This is a genomic window from Mesorhizobium sp. NZP2077 (genome assembly GCF_013170805.1).
Classification (GTDB): domain Bacteria; phylum Pseudomonadota; class Alphaproteobacteria; order Rhizobiales; family Rhizobiaceae; genus Mesorhizobium.
The window spans coordinates 4663228-4680325 of record NZ_CP051293.1; the positions used below are offsets into that span (position 1 = coordinate 4663228).

Genomic DNA, 17098 nt, shown 5'->3' on the forward strand with positions numbered 1-17098 from the left:
TACAGAGCATAGAACCGGCTCGTTAAAAATACATGCCACCGATCTTAAGGAATTTAGCCGTTGCGAGGATTACCGTCCGAGCATCGATGCCTCTCCAACAAAAAGCCGGACCGCACTTTCGTGCAGTCCGGAAATTCGCCAGGAGTGGCGAGGAAAAACTAGCCATGTGCTAGCGTTGAAGCCTACGGTCCGTACAGCGCAGAAGTTTCACTGGGCCGCAAAAAATCTATGAAAATCATCCGGACATAGCAGGCATGCAAATGCTGCACTGCACAATTGTCACGATTCACCTATATTGGCTGGCGTGGAGGACCAACCAGGAGCCTGAATCATGGGTTTCTTCACTGAAATGTTCGCCAGGCCGCGGCCGCAGGAGCATCTGAGATATCGAACTGCGCTCGCGCTGCTTCATTCGATGAGCAATTCCGACCGCGCCGATATCGGCATCAAGCCCGCCGATTTCCCGCGCATCGCCCGCGAGATGTCCATTCGCTAAGCAGCTGGCGAGATGTCCCGGACCGATCCGGGACATCTCAAAGTCTGATTTCTCAACGCGATCCCAGGAATGTCGCCTTGCCCAACGGCACGCCATTGTGGCGAAGGATGTCGTAGGCGGTGGTGAGGTGGAAGTAGAAATTGGGCATGGCCACATGCAGCAGATAGTGCATGCCGCCCAACGTAGTTTCGCGGCCACCAAGCTTCAACTCGATCACCTTGTCGTCGGAACCGTCGATATCTGCCGGTGAAAAAGTCGCCAGTAGCGCGAGCGTCTTGGCGATCCGCGCCTCAAGATCGGCAAAACTTGCCTCATTGTCCTCGTATTTCGGCACCTCTCGGCCGGCGAGCCGCGAGGGCGCGCCCTTGGCATGGTCGGTTGCGATCTGCACCTGCCTGGCCAAAGCGAACATGTCGGGTGCAAGCCGCGCCGTCAAAAACACCTGCGGGTCGATCTTGCGGTCAAGCGCATTCTGTTCGGCAGCCGCCAGCACACTGGAAAGTGCTTTCAGCCTGGCTGAAAACACGGGTACGGATGCCTCATACATCGATATGGTCACGTCAAATCTCCCTGTCCGGCCTGAACGCCGGCGCAGGGGGACGTAGCGCCTCCCCGCACGATTCTTCAAGCGCCGTAGGCTCCGCGTCACCACGCCGCCGCAATCGCTGTGGTAGAATTTCCGTCATCGAGCGGAGATTCCCGATGAGACGCGTCCTTCTCGCAGCGACTGCCCTTTTCTCCCTTGCCATATCCGGCCAAGCGGCGCTGGCCGCCGACGATGCGCCCGAAGCGCCCTATGTCGACGACCGGTCGAGCGCCGAAGCGGTCATCCGCTCGCTCTACAGCGCCATCAACCGGCACGAATTCGCCCGGGCCTGGGGTTATTATGGTGATGCGAAGCCGGCCAAAGATTTCGAAAGTTTCGTTAAGGGGTATGACGGTACCGACAAGGTCGAGGTCGCGACCGGTGCTATTTCAGACGATGGTGCCGCCGGCAGCATCTTCTACAACGTCCCTGTTGCCATTCGCGCCACCGACAAGAGTGGCGGTGAAAAAGTCTTTGCCGGCTGCTATACGCTGCGCCAGGTGAACGCCCAGGCGCAGGCAGCGCCGCCCTTCGATCCGATCCACATCGAAAAAGGCGCGCTGAAACCTTCAACAGTCGATTTCGAGAAGGCTGTGCCGCCAAGCTGCGGCGATGGTCCGCCGCCGCCAAAGAAGGATACGACACTCGAGCAGGCCAAGAAGGCCTTCCTGGCGACCTATGGCGACCAGTGCGACAAGGAGCTTCTGGCCACTGAGCCGGAGGTCTTTTCGATCAAGGACAAGGACAAGAATGCGCAGCCCGGCGATCCGGACAAGGAAACGCGGCTGTTTCATTTTTCCTGTGCGGCCGCCGCCTACAATGAAAGTTCAGTCTACTACATGGCCGACGAATTGTCGGAAGTGCGGCAATTGCAGTTCGCCGAACCGGAGACCGATATCCGCTACGAAAACAACGACAGTGACGGCAAGCTGTTGAGCGTGACGGTGATCGGCTTCCACACCACGGGATGGGCCACCAACTCCGACTATGACGCGGACGCCCATACGATCACCACTTTCAACAAATGGCGCGGCGTCGGCGATGCCTCCGACTCCGGCACATATTTGTTCCGTAACGGTGATTTTTCGCTGGTTCAGTATGACGTCGACGCGTCCTATGATGGCGAAGAAAATCCGAAGACGATTGTCGACTACAACACCGCACCCTGAAGCGCGATGCGCTTCAAGCCTTTGTCCTTTTGTATCAAGGCGCCTTCGACAGCATCCAGTTGAGCGTGCCTCGCCAGTCGACCATGCGGATCGGCGTGCCATGCGTACCGGTCTCAAAGCGGACGAAGCGGGTCGGATATGTCTTCGTTTTGGTGAGGATCGAGCGAAAGAAGGCTTCCTGGTTCGCCACGGGAAAGACCACGTCATGGCTGCCCTGGCCGAAGAACACTGGCACGCGCCGTTTGAAGGCCGGGCTGGCCAAAAAGCTGTCGTCCCAAAGTGAGCCGAGCAGCAGCAGCCCATTGATGCGGCCGCCAGTGTCCTTGCGGGCGGCGAGCTTCCAGCACAGCGAACCGCCCATCGAGCCGCAGGCGGCGAATATCTTCGCGCCGGGCGACTGTTCAGCGTAGTGATCGATCAAGGCCGCGACCTGTGCGGCGCCCTTGTCGCCGAAATCGGGGAAGTCCGGCGAGAGATAAAGCCCGCCATTGTCGGCCATTAGGTTCTTGAGGCGGTTGAAATTGCCACCGAAAGTGAAGTCGTCGGCGCCCTGCTTGCGGCTGCCGCCCTGCCCGTGCAGGTAGAGCACAATGACGGCGGCACCTTCCGTCTTGCCGACGGCGACGTGCCTGACATCGCCAGCGTCGGTCTTCAGCATCAGATCCTGCTGCACCTTGCGCACGCTGGTGTCGGTATACTGCGCATGCACGCGCTTTTCCGGCACTTCGTCGCGCTGGTTGATGTCGCGCATTTCGCGATAGTCGATGACCGTATAGGCGCCGTTGGTGTCGGACGAGATAGTTGCCGGATAGGCGAAGAGATCGTCCTTGAAGGGTTTCAGTTCGAGCGCATCGGCGTGGGCGGCAACGCCAAGAACAAATGTTGCGATCAGAAAGCTGTGGAGAGGAGAAAGGAAACGAAAAGCCATACCGCAGGCTTGCGTAATTCGGCCCGGGTTTGTCAATCCTGCAGCACGCCGCCGGCGCCTTCGAGCGCCTCGCGGGTGTCGACATCGACAGACGCGCCCTCGCCGATCTCGACATCGATGACGTCGAGCCCTTCGGCCTCGACGAGGTGGCGCGCGCCGGTATCGCCTTCGAGATGAGCGATGGCCGCAAACAGCGAGCGTGGCAGGAGCACCGGGTTGCCGCGTTTTCCCGCATGCGAAGCGCGGACCACCGAATTGCCTCCAGCCTTGCGGAAGGCACCGATCAGCCGGTCAAGATCGTCCGACACAACACCAGGCATGTCTCCCAGAACAATCAACACGCCGGCCGTGTCTTCGGGCAGATAGGCAATACCGGCCTTCAGCGACGTGGACAGGCCATCGGCGAAATCCGGATTGTCTGCGAAGGTGACGTCGAGGCCCGACAAAGCTGCGTGCACCCGTTCGCGCTGATGACCGGTGACGACGATCGTGCCCGAAGCCTTCGATCCGAGCGCGCGCTCGGCGGTGCGGCGCACCAGCGGCTTGCCGTCGAACAACGCCATGAGCTTGTTCGGTCCGCCCATGCGGCTTGACCGGCCAGCCGCCAGAAGCACGATGGCGACCTTGAGCCGGCTCTTGGCCGGCTGCGGTTCGCGCGGCTGCGGCCGTGTCGGGATTTCCATCAGCAGTCCGCCGACCCCCATGCCGGCGATGTCCTTCGCGGTGACGTCGAGGCCCGCAATAAGGCGGTCAAGCACCCAGTCGAAGCCGTTTTCCTTGGGGCTGCGGGCGCAGCCCGGCGCGCCGATGACGCGCTTGCCGGCAAGCGTGCCGAGCACCAGCAGATTGCCGGGATCGACCGGCATGCCGGCACGGATGACAGTCCCGCCCGCCATTTCGATCGCCGCCGGAACGACATCGGCGAAATCGCTCATCGCGGAAGCGCCAAAAATCACCACCATGTCGTTATCGCGCGTCAGCGAGGCGGCGGCCTCCGCCACGGGCGCGATCTCATGCGGCGTGCGGCGTTCCGCCGTCAACCGGCCGCCCGAACGCGCCAGCCTTGCTTCGGTGACGCGTAGCGTCTTGTCGAGCACACTGGGCTTGATGCCTGGCAGAACCGTCTGGATGACACCGACACGCACCGGTCGATAGGCGTTGACGGCAAATATCTCGCCGCCGGCGCAGATTTTCGTCACAGTATCGACCAACGTTGAGGCGACCGCAAACGGGATGATCTTCACCGTCGCCACCATCTGACCCTTCTCGACCGGCGCATGCTGCGCCAGCGTGGCAATGGTGATGGCGGGGTCGACGGCGTTGATGGCGTCGATGACAGCGGCGTCGACCGTGAAGATACCTGATGCCTTGGCGTGGAGATTGACGCGGCCGGTGGCGGCGGGCCTCGCCTCGATGCCGCTGAAAGTCATGCTCTCGGCAATTCGTTGCGCCGCCGCGTCCTCGCCGAGATCGTCCGAGGCCAGCACGGCCGCAACAACCTGCGAGACGCCAGCCCGCTTGAGTATGGAGACGTCTTCGGCGCTCAGCCTGTGCGCTTTGCGAAAGCGCCTTTCGCCAGCGGTGGTGGCGTGCGCCAGCACCGCGCCTTCAGCCGCTTCAATCGGGATCGGACCGAATTTCACGCCACCGCGCCCGCAAAGCGCCGCGCGTCCAGTTGGACGCGCAAAGGACGCTCTGCTGTTTTGAATCTACGCATCGTGCTTCTCCAAAATCGATTCCGATCTTTGGGCCGATGCGGAGGCATCGAGGCCGCGCGATCGGAAGGCGTAGATGGTCTGCGCGAGAATGGCGACGGCGATCTCGGCGGGGCTGGCGGCACCGATGTCGAGCCCGATCGGCGCGTGGATGCGGGCGATCTGGTCGGCGGTGGCGCCCAAAGCCAGCAGGCGCTCGACGCGTTTTGCATGCGTCTTGCGGCTGCCAAGCGCCCCGACATAGAAGCAGTTGGCGTCGAGCGCTGCCTTCAGCGCGAAATCATCGATCTTGGGGTCATGGGTGACGGCGGCAAGCGCGGTGTAGCTGTCGAGCGGCTGGCGCGTCAGAACATCTTCCGGCCACTCGGCATGCAGGGCTACATCGGGAAAGCGATCCGGTGTCGCAAAGGCAGTGCGCGGATCGATGATTTCGAGGGGGTAGCCGGCGATTTTCGCCATCGGCGCCAGCGCCTGGCTGATATGGACGGCGCCGATCACCACGAGGCGTGGCTGCGGCAGATGCGCGTTGAGAAAGAAGGTCCGCCCTTCCGCTTCGACGGAGCCGGAATTGCCCGACCGAAATGCCTTAGCGATCGCGGCTCCAAGATCGCCGGCGACCTGGTCGCCCTCGCGAACAATGCGGTCGCGGCCATCACCGAGATCGGTGACGAGTATTGCCGCGCGGCGGGCACGTCGTTCGGCATTCAAAGTCTTTAAGGCATATGGATCCATCTGAGATCAGCCCAACCGCTCGACATACACCTTGATGCGGCCGCCGCAAGACAGGCCGACCTGCCAAGCGGTCTCATCGGCGACGCCGAACTCCAGCATCCTGGCCTTGCCGGAGCCGATGACGTCGGCCGCCTCGCTTACCACCGCACCCTCGACGCAGCCGCCCGAGACCGAACCGTGGAAATTGCCTTCGGCGTCAATGACCAGATGGCTGCCGACCGGCCTCGGCGCCGAACCCCACGTCTCGACCACAGTGGCAATGGCGACATCCTTGCCGTCCTTCATCCAGCCTTCCGCGATAATCAGCGGGTCGCGGGCCTCATCGAGATAGATGCTGTCGTCCATGATCGCTTCTCTCAGAGTCTGTTTTTCCGGTGAATAAACATATGGCTATGCGGCGTGCTTCGCGCCAGCATCCATCCATCGCCGCGGATCGACAGATTGCGCTGACTTCTTGTCGAGCGAGGCGCAGAGGTCGGCGAGCGCGTCGAGATTGTGGACCGAGCGGAACTCATCGACATGCGGCAGCATCGCCTTGACGCCGCGGGCGCGCGCCTGAAAACCGTCGAAGCGCAGCAACGGGTTCAGCCAGATCAGTCGCCGGCAGGATTTGTGCAGCCGATCCATTTCCTCGGACAGGCCGGCGACATCGTCGCGCTCCAGGCCGTCGGTGATCAGAAGCACGACCGCACCCTGCCCGAGCACGCGGCGTGACCATACCAGGTTGAACTCGGCCAGCGTGTCGCCGATGCGCGTGCCGCCCGACCAGTCCTTGACCGCCGCCGAACAGTCGGCAAGGGCCGCATCGGGATCGCGGTGGCGCATTTGCCGGGTCAGGTTGGTCAGCCTGGTGCCCAAGACGAAGGTGTGCACGCGGCGGCGCTTTTCCGTCAGCGCATGCAGGAAATGCAGGAAAATGCGCGTGTACTGGCTCATTGAGCCGGAAATGTCGGCCAGCACCACCAGCGGCGGATGGACTTCGCGGGGCGAGCGGAATTTCGGCAGGATCAGTTCGCCACCTGTGCGCGCGGCCGAGCGCATCATGGCGCGCGGATCGATGCGGCGGCCATGCGCATCGGCCTTGAAGCGCCTGGTCAGCACCATGTCGAAAGGCAATCGCAGCTCGGCGATGGCCTTCTTGGCATCGGCCATCTCGGCGGCATTCATCTGGGCAAAATCCTTAGCCCGCAGTACTTCGTTGCCGGAGAAGGTGAAGCGGGCATCGACCTCGATCTCAGGGACTTCCTGGGGTGGCTGGTTCTTCTGATGGCCTTCGAACATCGCCTGGCTGACGCGGTTTTCGGCCGCGCGCGGCTTCTGTTTCTCCCTGGCGTCAGGCGCCACCGGCGAAAACATCGCCAGCATCTTCTCGATCAGTTCGCGCGATTTCCAGAACAGCCGGAAGGCTTCGTCGAAGGTCGGGTGATCCTCATGCCTGGACACCAGCACCGCGTGCAGCGTCCAGTAGAAATCGTCACGCGAGCCGATGCCGGCGGCCAGCACCGCCTCGATGGCATCCTTGACCGAGGCCGGCCCGACCCGCATGCCGGCCTTGCGCAAGGTGCGGGCGAAATAAACGATGTTGTCGGCGATGCGCCCGTCCGGCGTCGCCTCTCTGGGGTCGGCCTCTTTGGGGTAAGCACCCGGCGCCTTCATCACGCTACTGCGCCGCCGCAAGCTCGGCCTTGACCTCGTCGAGGATGCGCCGGCCCTCGCCCGCGCCGATGCGGGCAATATCGTCCTGGTATTTCAACAGCACGCCGATCGTATCGGACACGGTTTCGGGATCGAGCGCCACCTTGTCGAGCTCGGTCAGCGCGCCGGCCCAGTCGATGGTCTCGGCAACGCCCGGCACCTTGAACAGCTCGATCTGGCGCAGCTTCTGGATGAAGGAAACCACCTCCGCCGAAAGCCGCTGGTTGGCTTGCGGCACCTTGCGGCGCACGATCTCCAATTCGCGCTCGGCATTGGGATAATCGACCCAGTGGTAGAGACAGCGCCGCTTCAGCGCATCGTGGATCTCGCGGGTGCGGTTGGTGGTGATGATGACGATCGGCGGCTCTTCGGCCTTGATGGTGCCGAGTTCGGGCACCGTCACCTGGTAGTCGGACAGGATTTCCAGCAGGAAGGCTTCGAAGGCTTCGTCGGTGCGGTCGAGCTCGTCGATCAGGAAGACAGGGGCGGCCCCCGTCTTGCCGGTCAGCGCATCGAGCACCGGGCGGCGGATCAGATACTTCTCGGAGAAGACGTTGCGCTCCATGGCGGAGCGGTCGACCTTGCCGGCCGCCTCCTCCATGCGGATCTCGATCATCTGCGCGGCGTAGTTCCACTCGTAGACCGCCGAGGAGACGTCGAGCCCCTCATAGCACTGCAGGCGGATCAGCCGCCGACCAAGCGCCCCTGCCAACACCTTGGCGATCTCTGTCTTGCCGACGCCGGCTTCGCCCTCGAGAAACAAAGGCCGGTTCATGCGCAGCGACAGGAAAAGCACGGTCGCCAGCGACCGGTCCGCCACATAGTCCGCGCCGGTCAGAAGATCGAGCGTCTCGTCGATCGTCCGCGGCACGGGGCGCGGTTTCAGCTCGGTCATTCTTTCTCCGTGAACGCCGCCGCTCCGCTGTCCAGGACATGGTAGCCGCGAGCGTGGTAGATCAGCGGCCGCAAATTATCGCCCATGCGCAAGCCTGTCACCTTGCCAAAAAGCACACGATGGGTGGCCAGGTCCTTGGTGTCGATCAGTTCGCAGTCGAACACCGCGAGCGCGCCCTTCAGCGTCGGCGCGCCGGTGGAGATCACGTCCCATTCGCCGAGCGCGAAACGCTCTTCAAGCGACAGGCCGGTGATGCCGGAAAAGCCGATCGACAGCGGTTCCTGGTGCGAGGCCAGCGTGTTCAGGGCAAACCGGCCGTTTTGCACGAACAGCTCATTCTTGGCATTTTCACGGTTGAGACAGACCAGAATGGTCGGCGGCGTGTCCGATACCGAACAGGCGGCAATCACCGTCGTGCCGCGCTTTCCCGCGAGCCCGTCGGTGGTGACCACATGGACGTGGCCGGCAAAATGGCTCATCGCGTCGCGATAGGACTGCGGTCCAATATCGTTCTTCTTCAGCACCGGAGATTTTCCATGGCCAGCATCTTCCTGACATATATGGCCACACATGACACGCCACAAGCGAAGTGCTTGGCCCATATCCCCAAATTCGCGTGTTGCACCAAGGCCGGGCAGCCTTTAGGTCTTGGCAGCAAATAGTGCCAAAGCGTAAAGCCGGCTCGGAGGAATCCATCGCTCGAATGCGACCTGGGACGAGAACAATAGCGGCGCTGGTCTGGCTGTTCGTGGCCAACAGCGCGAACGCGCAGGCGCTGCTTGTCGGCGTCGCCGCGCCCTTGTCCGGACCATCGGCAATTCTCGGCAAGCAGGTCGAGGCCGGCGCCAGTGTGGCGGCGCAAGCGGATGGCATCGAACTCAAGACCGTGGATGACGCCTGCACCGCCGAGGGTGGTGCCGCGGCGGCCAGGGATTTCGCCGCGGCCAAAGTCAATGTCGTGGTGGGCTTTCTATGCACCGACGCCATCGAGGCGGCGATGCCGATCCTCAAGGACGCCAACATACCGGTCATCACGGTCGGCGTGCGAACCGAAAGCCTGACGGACCGCCGCGCCAAGACCGGCTGGCCGGTCTATCGCCTCGGGCCGCGCGGCGACGACGAGCGCAACGCCGTTGCCTCCGCCCTCACCCGGCTGTGGCAGAACGAGCTGTTCGCCATCATCGACGACGGCACCATCTATGGCCGCGAAATGGCCGAGACGTTTCGCGCGGCGGCAGAGCAAGCAGCGCTGAAACCTGTCTTCGTCGACACGTTCCGACCGCAGCTCGACAACCAGATCGGCTTGGTCGGCCGGCTGAAAAAGGCCGGCGCCACGCATGTCTTTGCCGGCGGCGACGGCGACGACATCGCCATCATGGGCCGCGATGCCGCGCAGCTCCAGGCCGGCATCACCTTTGCCGGCGCCGAAAATCTGCGCACACCACCCGGCGACGTGCCCTATGCAACGGGCACGCTGCTGATCGCGCCGCCCGAATGGGCTGATGTCGCAGATCGAAAAGTGCTGGAAAGCTTCTCCGCGCAGAAAATCGTGCCGGACGGCTACACGCTGCCTGCCTATGCGGCGGTCGAGATCGCCAAGGCGGCGTTGGCTTTGTCCGAGAGTTCGGGCAAGCCACTGACCGAGGCGCTGACCGGGCAGGATTTCACCACCGCCATCGGGCCTGTCCGTTTCGATGCGAAAGGTGACCTCAGCCAGAGCCCCTACCGCGTCTTCCGCTTCGACGGCACGCGCTTCGTGCCCCTGGAAAGCAACTGATGTTCCGCACCGGTCCGCGCAACCTGATCACCGACGTTGCCGGTCTGCGCGTCGGCAATGCTTTCGACGCCAGGCTGAAGTCGGGCGTGACGACCGTGCTGTGCGACGAACCGGCGGTGGCCGGTGTCCAGATCCTCGGCGGCGCGCCGGGAACGCGCGAGACGGACCTGCTCGAACCGCACAATTCGGTCGAGGCGATCCATGCCGTGGTGCTGTCGGGCGGTTCGGCTTTCGGCCTTGATGCTGCGTCCGGCGTGCAGGCGGCGCTGCGCGAGCGCGGCATCGGCCTGGAGGTCGGCGGGTTTCGCGTGCCGATCGTGCCGGCTGCGATCCTGTTCGACCTACGCAATGGCGGTGACAAGGATTGGGGCCGATATCCTCCCTACCGCGACCTCGGCTATGAGGCAGCGCAATCCGCCGCCACCGATTTCCAGATTGGCACGGCTGGCGCCGGCACCGGTGCGCTGACCGCAGGATTGAAGGGCGGCCTGGGGTCGGCCTCAACGCCGCTCGACAGTGGCGTTACCATCGGTGCACTGGCCGCCGTCAATCCGACCGGCTCGGTGACCGTCAGCCGCACACGCCATTTCTGGGCGGCACCGTTCGAAATCGGCGATGAATTCGGCGGGCTCGGCTATCCCTCGCCGATGCCGGACGATGCCAAGAACATCCTACTGAAATACCGCAACAAGCAAGCAGGCCGGCAGATGGAAACCGGCGGCAACACCACCATCGCCATTATTGCCACGGACGCAGTGCTCACCAAGGCCGCGGCAAAACGCCTGGCGATGTCGGCGCATGACGGCTTCGTGCGCGCCATCTGGCCGACGCACACGCCGGCCGACGGTGATCTGGTGTTTGCATTGGCGACCGGCAGGAGCGGCATCCGGCTCGAAGCCGATGCGGCAATCGACCTTTACGCCGCGGCCGGCGCCACCATGGCGCGCGCCATCAGCCGCGGCGTGTTTGCCGCGACGCCAGCCGACAACGACCTGTTTCCTGTCTGGTCATCGCGCCGCTAGGAGCGGATCGCCCTATCAGACAGGATCGGACTTTTCTTCCTCGAACGTCACCGCGACATCGGAATTCGCCGACAGCCACACCTTCTTGCCATCGACCTCGGCAACCAGTGCCAGAGGAATGTAGTGGTGATGGCCCTTGTGAGCGCCCTCGCCGCTGTCGGCCTTGGTCAGCTTGATGCGCTGGCCGTCGACCTTGTCGACAGTGCCGACATGCACGCCATCGGCGCCGACGACTTCCATATGCTCACGAATTTTGCTGGTGTCGGTCATGGTGGTTCTCCATTGGGATTGCCGACAATAACAAATGACGGCCCGATTGGATGCATCGGCTTTTGACCCGCACGACGTTTTGATTCGGCCGTGCTAGGGATTGAAACGATCGCGGCTTGCCGGAGGAAGAACCGATGCGAATGCTTTTGTTGTTTGCCGTTTCCCTGGCCGCGCAATTTGCCGCGTCGATCGCCCATGCCGGCGATGTCGCCGAGCTTGAGATCCTTGGCTTCACCAAGGACGGTGGCGTTTTCGCCTTCGAGGAGTATGGCGTCCAGGACGGGTCGGGCTTTCCCTATGCCAACCGCTACTACATCGACACGAGCAATGACAGCTTTCTCAAGGGCACGCCGATCCGGGTCCGGCTCGACGACGAAAACGGCAAACTGGACGCAGCGCGCCTTCAGGCCCGGCAGAAGGGCGAGGCCATTGTCAGCCAGGCCGAGTTGAGCGCCAACCGCGGCATCACCGCCGGTTTCAACCCGGTGACCGAGCTTTCGGCCGATCCGCACCGGATAGTGGTCAATCCACGGCCGATCTTTTCTCCGGTCGACCAGCCGCTCGAATTCCGGCTCGACGAACTCGGCATGAACCACACCGAAGGCTGCGACAGCCAGGGCGAGATCAGTGGCTTTCGGCTGCTGCGCATCGAGGCGCAGGATGGCGGCACCACCAAATTGCTGCACGAAGACAAGGCGATCCCCAAGAGCCGCGGCTGCCCAAACGGCTACCGCATCGGTGCGGTGCAGACATTCTCCATGGACAGCCTCAGCGCCTATGCGGTGCTGATCGCCGTGCGCCAATACGGTTTCGAGGGGCCGGACTTCCGCTGGATCGCCGTGACCGGCCGCCTGTGACACCTATTGCTCAACCTGCAAGGGCCAATCGTGCCCTTCGCCGCGTCTACAACGCGATACCGACGCCGCGCACGGCACTTCTCGGCGCCTTGCTATGGGCCGTCACCATGGGCGCCAGTGCGCTCGTCAACCTGTTGCTGGATAGTTGGGTGACGCCGGATAAAATCCGCACGGTATCGCTGCTGTTTGCGGGCGGCGGCGCCCTGGCCTTTCCGGTGGGCCTGTTCGCGGCACGGCTGGTCTCGCTCGGAAGGGGTCGGGAGGTCGCCTTCGCGGCAGCAATGGTGTGCCTTGCCGCTGCGACGATCGGGCTGACGGCAGGGCTCTATGCCTTGCAATACCGATCCTACTATGCCGAATGGCATGCGCCCGTCTTCACCCTCACCTGGGGAGTTCAGCTTGTCTTCACGATGGCGGTGGCGCTGTACCAGTTCGTGGTGCTGGGCATCAGGCTCTATTTTCCGCTTGGTTTCGTCGCCTTGTTTGCCGCCAGCCTCTGGTTTGCACGGCAGCGGCGTTGAGCATTTTGTCCGCCTCTGTTAGGACGCGGGCTAACCCAGAGCGGTTCAGCGTTTGGTAGAACCGCCGACCCGCTCTAACTCCTTGTTTTTCGCAATTCCGGACGGAAAACCGCTGCGCACTTTTCCTGGAATTGCTCTAGATACATCAGGACTGACCGATGATCCCTCGCTATTCCCGGCCGGAAATGGTCGCCATCTGGTCGCCCGAAACCCGGTTTCGCATCTGGTTCGAAATCGAGGCCCATGCCTGCGACGCGCTGGCCGAGCTCGGGGTCATCCCGAAAGCGGCTGCGAAAACCATCTGGGAAAAGGGCAATGCTGCGAAATTCGATGTCGAGAAGATCGACGAGATCGAGCGCGTCACCAAGCATGACGTGATCGCCTTCCTCACCCATCTCGCCGAATTCGTCGGACCCGATGCGCGCTTCATCCACCAGGGCATGACCTCTTCGGATGTTCTGGACACCTGCTTTGCCGTCCAGCTCACCCGCGCCAGCGACATCCTGCTCGCCGACATTGACGGCCTGCTTGCCGCGCTCAAGCGCCGCGCCTTCGAGCACAAGGATACCGTCACCATCGGCCGCAGCCACGGCATCCATGCCGAGCCGACGACCTTCGGCATCAAGCTGGCTCAGGCCTATGCCGAGTTCACGCGCTGCCGCGAGCGACTGGTGCACGCGCGGGAAGACATCGCCACCTGTGCGATTTCAGGGGCCGTCGGCACCTTCGCCAACATCGACCCCTATGTCGAGGAGCATGTCGCGGCAAAGCTCGGGCTGAAGCCGGAACCGGTGTCGACGCAGGTCATCCCGCGCGACCGCCATGCCATGTTCTTTGCCACGCTTGGCGTCATCGCCTCGTCGATGGAGCGGCTGGCGACCGAGATCCGGCATTTGCAGCGCACCGAGGTGCTGGAAGCGGAAGAGTATTTTTCGCCGGGCCAGAAAGGCTCGTCTGCAATGCCGCACAAGCGCAATCCGGTGCTGACGGAAAACCTCACCGGCCTTGCCCGCATGGTGCGCTCCATGGCGCTGCCGGCGATGGAGGACGTGGCGCTCTGGCACGAGCGCGACATCTCGCACTCCTCGGTCGAGCGGATGATCGGCCCGGACGCCACCGTGACGCTTGATTTCGCGCTGTCACGGCTGACCGGCGTCATCGACAAGCTGGTCGTCTATCCCGAGAACATGCTGAAGAACATGAACAAGTTCCGCGGCCTGGTGCATTCGCAGCGCGTTATGCTGGCGCTGACGCAGGCCGGCCTGTCACGCGAGGACTCCTACCGGCTGGTGCAGCGCAACGCCATGAGGGTGTGGGAGCAAGGCGCTGATTTTCTTGAGGAACTTCTGGCCGACAAGGAAGTGACCGCGGCATTGCCGGAAGCCGAGATCCGCGAGAAATTCGACCTGGGTTATCACACCAAGCATGTCGATACGATTTTCAGGCGGGTGTTTGGGGAAGCCTGAGCTTCTTTCTCCCCGTTTACGGGGAGAAAGAAGCTCGCGTCAAAAGCCGATCACGCCTTGCCGGGTACAGTCCTGATCATCGTGCCCCAAGGGTCTTCCCGCGTGGTTTCGCTGGCCACATTGTCCGAACGCATCTCGACCCAGGCCAGACCCGACCGGCTCGGGTCGCGGCGGCCGGCACTGGCGCTCTGCCAGGCATTGGCGCCGATGTGGTGATGGTAGCCGCCGGACGACAGGAACACCGCCTGGCCGCCATATCTGGCCACCGTATCGAAGCCGAATTCCTTGTTCCACCAAGTCTCGGCCTCTTCAGGCCTGCCGACGCGCAGATGAACGTGGCCAACGATGCTGTTCTCCGGCGCGCCTTGCCAGCCGGCATCGCCAGCCGGCACTTCGGCGACAATGGACGGAATATTCAGCCGCTCGGTCGCCATGGCGATCTTGTCGCCGTTCCATTTCCAGTCCTGCGGACGGCGGTCGGCATAGATCTCGATGCCATTGCCTTCAGGGTCGGTCAGGTACAGCGCCTCACTCACCAGATGGTCCGAAGCACCGTCGATAGTGATCTTGTCTGATATGGCGTGGTTGATCCAGCGGCCGAGGTCGGCGCGGCTAGGCAGCAGGAAAGCCGTATGGAACAGGCCGGCGCTGCGCGGATCGTCTGGCTTGGCCGAAGGATCAGCCTCGACGACCAGCAGCGGACGGCTGCCGGCGCCGAGCGTGATCGCGCCATCGGCACGGCTCAACTCCTGCAGGCCAACGACCTTGCGGTAATAGGCAGCCAGGCTTTCGACATCGCGCGCCTTCAGGCCGACGCGGGCAACGCTCACCGGCGTGGTGGCGGCAAATGGCAGTTCGCTCATCATTGTCTCCGTTGCGGCAACGCTTGATGAAGCTCCCAAAGCCAGGAGCCCGGCGCCGCCAATCATTGTACGTCGTGTCAGCGCCAAAATCCGGCCCCACGGCTGTTTCTCTCCTGACGACAGATCGTCTATTGCGATCGTTCACACAAGACAGCGAAAAGCGAACATGGTGTTCACCATTGCGAGCAGGAGCGTGCCCTTCAACGGTTGCATGAGGCAATCGGGCTCGCTATCTCAGCGCCATGAAAGTCAAAGACGCAGATATCCTGATCGTTCCGGGCTACACCAATTCCGGACCTGAGCATTGGCAGACCCGCTGGCAGTCGAAACTGTCAACTGCGCGGCGCGTCGAGCAGGCGGAATGGTCGAAGCCGGTGCGCGAGGACTGGACGGCGAGCGTGGCCAGAGCGGTCAATGAGGCTGAGAGGCCGGTGGTCATCGTCGCCCACTCGCTCGGCGTCGCGGCGGCCGTGCAGGCCATTCCGCAATTCGTGAAGCCGGTCGCCGGAGCCTTCCTCGTGGCACCGCCCGATGTCGCCAACCCCAAGCTCAAGCCGAAGCACCTGATGACCTTCGGCCCCTATCCGCGCGAGCCCTTGCCTTTTCCGTCGATCGTAACCGCCAGCCGCAACGACCCGTTCTGCGCTTTCGATGTCGCGGAGGACATCGCCGGCGCCTGGGGATCGCTGTTCATCGATGCCGGCGAGACCGGCCATCTCAACCAGGATTCAGGCTTCGGCCCCTGGCCTGAAGGGTCCATGACCTTCGCCAAGTTCCTGACCGACCTCTAGCCAATCAAGCATTCACCAGAAAGCAGTGTTTTGCGGCTATAGCTGCGGGAGCACTGGCCAGCAGCCCGACTTTGCAGCAAGCAATGTGTCGCGCAAGCCAATGCTGTCGTGAGGCAAAGGCATAGACTTGAACAAGGATGATTCACTGGAATTCGTGCGGGGCGTCGCTTCAATAGTTGTGATGTTCTGGCATGTGACGCTTGCCTTTGCCCCGTCGCAGAGCGGCATTTTTGCAAACGGCCCTGCCGATTCCTTGCAGACGAGCCTCCTCTTCGTCGTGCTGAATGGCAAATCAGCCGTGTTTCTGTTCTTCGTGCTTTCATCCTTCGTGCTGGTGAAGCGCTATTATAAGAGCCGTGAGCCGCGGGATCTGCTGGTCGGGGCACTCAAACGGCTGCCGCGACTGGCCGGCCCTGTACTCGTCACGGTCGTTTTCTCTTGCCTTCTCTTCAAGCTCGATCTGTATTTTTTTCGTGACGCAGGCGCGTTGTCGGGGTCGCCTTGGCTCACGGATTTCGCCTCCGCTTCAAAGATGTTGTCACCCGATACAGCCAGCTTTTTGGATGCCTTCAATCAAGGCGCGTGGCGGACATTTATCTTTGGCGACTATTATTACGATGGCAGCCTATGGACCATGTGGTTCGAATTCTGGGGCAGCCTCATGGTGTTTGCCCTTGCGCCGGCCATTTTCGCCTTCCAGGATCGCATACCGCTGCTTTCCTGGTTCGTTCTGCTCACCGGCGTTTTCATAGCATTGCTGGTGAACTTCATTTTTGTCGCCTTTCCAGTCGGCCTCTCGCTCTATCTCCTGCTCGGCAGGAAATTTCGTCCGAACATGTGGTCAGGGATCGCCATAATAGCGGTCTCGCTCGTGATCCTGGGCTATGCGGGGAATGGCGTTGGTATTTACCGTCCCTTGGCCGTCCTGGAGATCGACGGGCTCTCCGACTACAGGCGACAGGCCTATGTCGCTACGCTGGGCAGTCTCATGCTCGTCTATGCCGTGCTCACTCTGGAAAGGCCGCCATCATGGTTGACTGGCAAGGCGGCGCGTTTCCTTGGCGACTTATCTTTTCCACTCTATCTGGTGCATATTCCTGTTATCGGCTCGCTTGGATCATGGGTACTTCTGACCAGCGGTTCGGTTGCACTGGGTGCAACCGCGGCTATGCTGGGTTCGATCGTGGCAGCGCTGCCGCTGATGGCATTCAACAACCGGTGGGTTGCTCTAATCGCTGGCCTGTTTAGCAGGTTCCGCCACCGCAGCGTGATGGCCACGGCGCGCGATGCTGCTCATATTTGATCCCGTCTGATC

At 62.4% G+C, this 17098-nt stretch carries 19 protein-coding genes; 9 read left to right on the plus strand and 10 right to left on the minus strand.

The window, feature by feature from the left end; genetic code table 11:
* The first annotated feature begins 331 nt into the window (after window positions 1-331).
* A complete protein-coding gene (locus tag HGP13_RS23345; RefSeq protein WP_172229402.1) occupies window positions 332-496 on the plus strand; it encodes a hypothetical protein in 165 nt (54 codons plus the stop codon).
* Window positions 497-548: 52 nt separating this feature from the next.
* On the opposite strand, the gene HGP13_RS23350 is transcribed toward HGP13_RS23345, so the two are convergent.
* A complete protein-coding gene (locus HGP13_RS23350; protein ID WP_172229404.1) occupies window positions 549-1055 on the minus strand; it encodes a DUF1993 family protein in 507 nt (168 codons plus the stop codon).
* Between the two features lie 143 nt (window positions 1056-1198).
* Between HGP13_RS23350 and HGP13_RS23355 the strand changes: the two genes are divergently transcribed.
* Window positions 1199-2251, plus strand: a complete 1053-nt coding sequence (locus HGP13_RS23355; protein ID WP_172229406.1) for a DUF1176 domain-containing protein — start codon at window positions 1199-1201, stop codon at window positions 2249-2251.
* A 34-nt stretch (window positions 2252-2285) separates the two neighbouring features.
* On the opposite strand, the gene HGP13_RS23360 is transcribed toward HGP13_RS23355, so the two are convergent.
* From HGP13_RS23360 to HGP13_RS23390, 7 genes are all read right to left on the minus strand, one after another.
* Entirely contained in the window at window positions 2286-3179 is an 894-nt protein-coding gene (locus HGP13_RS23360) for an alpha/beta hydrolase (protein ID WP_172229408.1), read from the minus strand.
* 32 nt (window positions 3180-3211) lie between these two features.
* Entirely contained in the window at window positions 3212-4822 is a 1611-nt protein-coding gene (locus HGP13_RS23365; RefSeq protein WP_172229410.1) for a molybdopterin-binding/glycosyltransferase family 2 protein, read from the minus strand.
* A 66-nt stretch (window positions 4823-4888) separates the two neighbouring features.
* A complete protein-coding gene (locus HGP13_RS23370; RefSeq protein WP_172229412.1) occupies window positions 4889-5626 on the minus strand; it encodes an XdhC family protein in 738 nt (245 codons plus the stop codon).
* Between the two features lie 6 nt (window positions 5627-5632).
* Window positions 5633-5971 (minus strand): XdhC family protein, encoded by a 339-nt coding sequence (locus HGP13_RS23375; protein ID WP_172229414.1) that lies wholly within the window; start codon window positions 5969-5971, stop codon window positions 5633-5635.
* A 45-nt stretch (window positions 5972-6016) separates the two neighbouring features.
* Complete coding sequence (locus HGP13_RS23380; protein WP_172234817.1) at window positions 6017-7282, minus strand: VWA domain-containing protein; 1266 nt, start codon at window positions 7280-7282, stop codon at window positions 6017-6019.
* A 4-nt stretch (window positions 7283-7286) separates the two neighbouring features.
* Window positions 7287-8216 (minus strand): MoxR family ATPase, encoded by a 930-nt coding sequence (locus tag HGP13_RS23385; protein ID WP_172229416.1) that lies wholly within the window; start codon window positions 8214-8216, stop codon window positions 7287-7289.
* A complete protein-coding gene (locus HGP13_RS23390) occupies window positions 8213-8740 on the minus strand; it encodes a flavin reductase (protein WP_172229418.1) in 528 nt (175 codons plus the stop codon). Before HGP13_RS23390 ends, HGP13_RS23385 begins: the two co-directional genes overlap by 4 nt.
* A 179-nt stretch (window positions 8741-8919) precedes the next feature.
* Here HGP13_RS23390 and HGP13_RS23395 point away from each other — a divergent pair, with 179 nt between their 5' ends.
* Entirely contained in the window at window positions 8920-9993 is a 1074-nt protein-coding gene (locus HGP13_RS23395) for a branched-chain amino acid ABC transporter substrate-binding protein (RefSeq protein ID WP_172229420.1), read from the plus strand.
* Entirely contained in the window at window positions 9993-11015 is a 1023-nt protein-coding gene (locus tag HGP13_RS23400; protein ID WP_172229422.1) for a P1 family peptidase, read from the plus strand. Before HGP13_RS23395 ends, HGP13_RS23400 begins: the two co-directional genes overlap by 1 nt.
* Before the next feature lie 15 nt (window positions 11016-11030).
* Here HGP13_RS23400 and HGP13_RS23405 read toward each other — a convergent pair whose 3' ends face one another.
* The gene (locus tag HGP13_RS23405) at window positions 11031-11285 is read right to left on the minus strand and encodes a DUF2171 domain-containing protein (RefSeq protein ID WP_096445325.1); all 255 of its coding nucleotides are present in this window, start codon (window positions 11283-11285) and stop codon (window positions 11031-11033) included.
* Between the two features lie 134 nt (window positions 11286-11419).
* On the opposite strand from HGP13_RS23405, the gene HGP13_RS23410 reads away from it, so the two are divergent.
* The 3 genes from HGP13_RS23410 (at window position 11420) to purB (ending at window position 14129) form a co-directional block, all read left to right on the plus strand.
* Window positions 11420-12142, plus strand: a complete 723-nt coding sequence (locus tag HGP13_RS23410; RefSeq protein WP_172229424.1) for a DUF2259 domain-containing protein — start codon at window positions 11420-11422, stop codon at window positions 12140-12142.
* A gap of 107 nt (window positions 12143-12249) precedes the next feature.
* Window positions 12250-12663, plus strand: a complete 414-nt coding sequence (locus tag HGP13_RS23415) for a hypothetical protein (RefSeq protein WP_246707464.1) — start codon at window positions 12250-12252, stop codon at window positions 12661-12663.
* A 158-nt stretch (window positions 12664-12821) separates the two neighbouring features.
* Window positions 12822-14129, plus strand: coding sequence for an adenylosuccinate lyase (gene purB, locus HGP13_RS23420; protein ID WP_172229426.1), 1308 nt, complete (start codon window positions 12822-12824; stop codon window positions 14127-14129).
* A gap of 50 nt (window positions 14130-14179) precedes the next feature.
* On the opposite strand, the gene HGP13_RS23425 is transcribed toward purB, so the two are convergent.
* Entirely contained in the window at window positions 14180-14992 is an 813-nt protein-coding gene (locus tag HGP13_RS23425; protein ID WP_172229428.1) for a VOC family protein, read from the minus strand.
* A gap of 242 nt (window positions 14993-15234) precedes the next feature.
* On the opposite strand from HGP13_RS23425, the gene HGP13_RS23430 reads away from it, so the two are divergent.
* Together HGP13_RS23430 and HGP13_RS23435 are read left to right on the plus strand one after the other, a co-directional pair.
* Window positions 15235-15783, plus strand: coding sequence for an alpha/beta hydrolase (locus HGP13_RS23430; RefSeq protein WP_172229430.1), 549 nt, complete (start codon window positions 15235-15237; stop codon window positions 15781-15783).
* A 127-nt stretch (window positions 15784-15910) separates the two neighbouring features.
* Window positions 15911-17086 carry an acyltransferase gene (locus HGP13_RS23435; protein WP_172229432.1) on the plus strand — a complete coding sequence of 392 codons (1176 nt, stop codon included), beginning with the start codon at window positions 15911-15913 and terminating at the stop codon, window positions 17084-17086.
* The last annotated feature ends 12 nt before the right edge of the window (window positions 17087-17098 follow it).

Bases quoted from the DNA above. Each gene is read 5' to 3' on its own strand.
- HGP13_RS23380 (WP_172234817.1), bottom strand. From the start codon at position 7,282: ATGAAGGCGCCGGGTGCTTACCCCAAAGAGGCCGACCCCAGAGAGGCG.
- HGP13_RS23410 (WP_172229424.1), top strand. From the start codon at position 11,420: ATGCGAATGCTTTTGTTGTTTGCCGTTTCCCTGGCCGCGCAATTTGCC.
- HGP13_RS23355 (WP_172229406.1), top strand. From the start codon at position 1,199: ATGAGACGCGTCCTTCTCGCAGCGACTGCCCTTTTCTCCCTTGCCATA.
- HGP13_RS23425 (WP_172229428.1), bottom strand. From the start codon at position 14,992: ATGAGCGAACTGCCATTTGCCGCCACCACGCCGGTGAGCGTTGCCCGC.
- HGP13_RS23395 (WP_172229420.1), top strand. From the start codon at position 8,920: ATGCGACCTGGGACGAGAACAATAGCGGCGCTGGTCTGGCTGTTCGTG.
- HGP13_RS23405 (WP_096445325.1), bottom strand. From the start codon at position 11,285: ATGACCGACACCAGCAAAATTCGTGAGCATATGGAAGTCGTCGGCGCC.
- HGP13_RS23370 (WP_172229412.1), bottom strand. From the start codon at position 5,626: ATGGATCCATATGCCTTAAAGACTTTGAATGCCGAACGACGTGCCCGC.
- HGP13_RS23430 (WP_172229430.1), top strand. From the start codon at position 15,235: ATGAAAGTCAAAGACGCAGATATCCTGATCGTTCCGGGCTACACCAAT.
- HGP13_RS23415 (WP_246707464.1), top strand. From the start codon at position 12,250: ATGGGCGCCAGTGCGCTCGTCAACCTGTTGCTGGATAGTTGGGTGACG.
- HGP13_RS23400 (WP_172229422.1), top strand. From the start codon at position 9,993: ATGTTCCGCACCGGTCCGCGCAACCTGATCACCGACGTTGCCGGTCTG.
- purB (WP_172229426.1), top strand. From the start codon at position 12,822: ATGATCCCTCGCTATTCCCGGCCGGAAATGGTCGCCATCTGGTCGCCC.
- HGP13_RS23385 (WP_172229416.1), bottom strand. From the start codon at position 8,216: ATGACCGAGCTGAAACCGCGCCCCGTGCCGCGGACGATCGACGAGACG.
- HGP13_RS23375 (WP_172229414.1), bottom strand. From the start codon at position 5,971: ATGGACGACAGCATCTATCTCGATGAGGCCCGCGACCCGCTGATTATC.
- HGP13_RS23345 (WP_172229402.1), top strand. From the start codon at position 332: ATGGGTTTCTTCACTGAAATGTTCGCCAGGCCGCGGCCGCAGGAGCAT.
- HGP13_RS23360 (WP_172229408.1), bottom strand. From the start codon at position 3,179: ATGGCTTTTCGTTTCCTTTCTCCTCTCCACAGCTTTCTGATCGCAACA.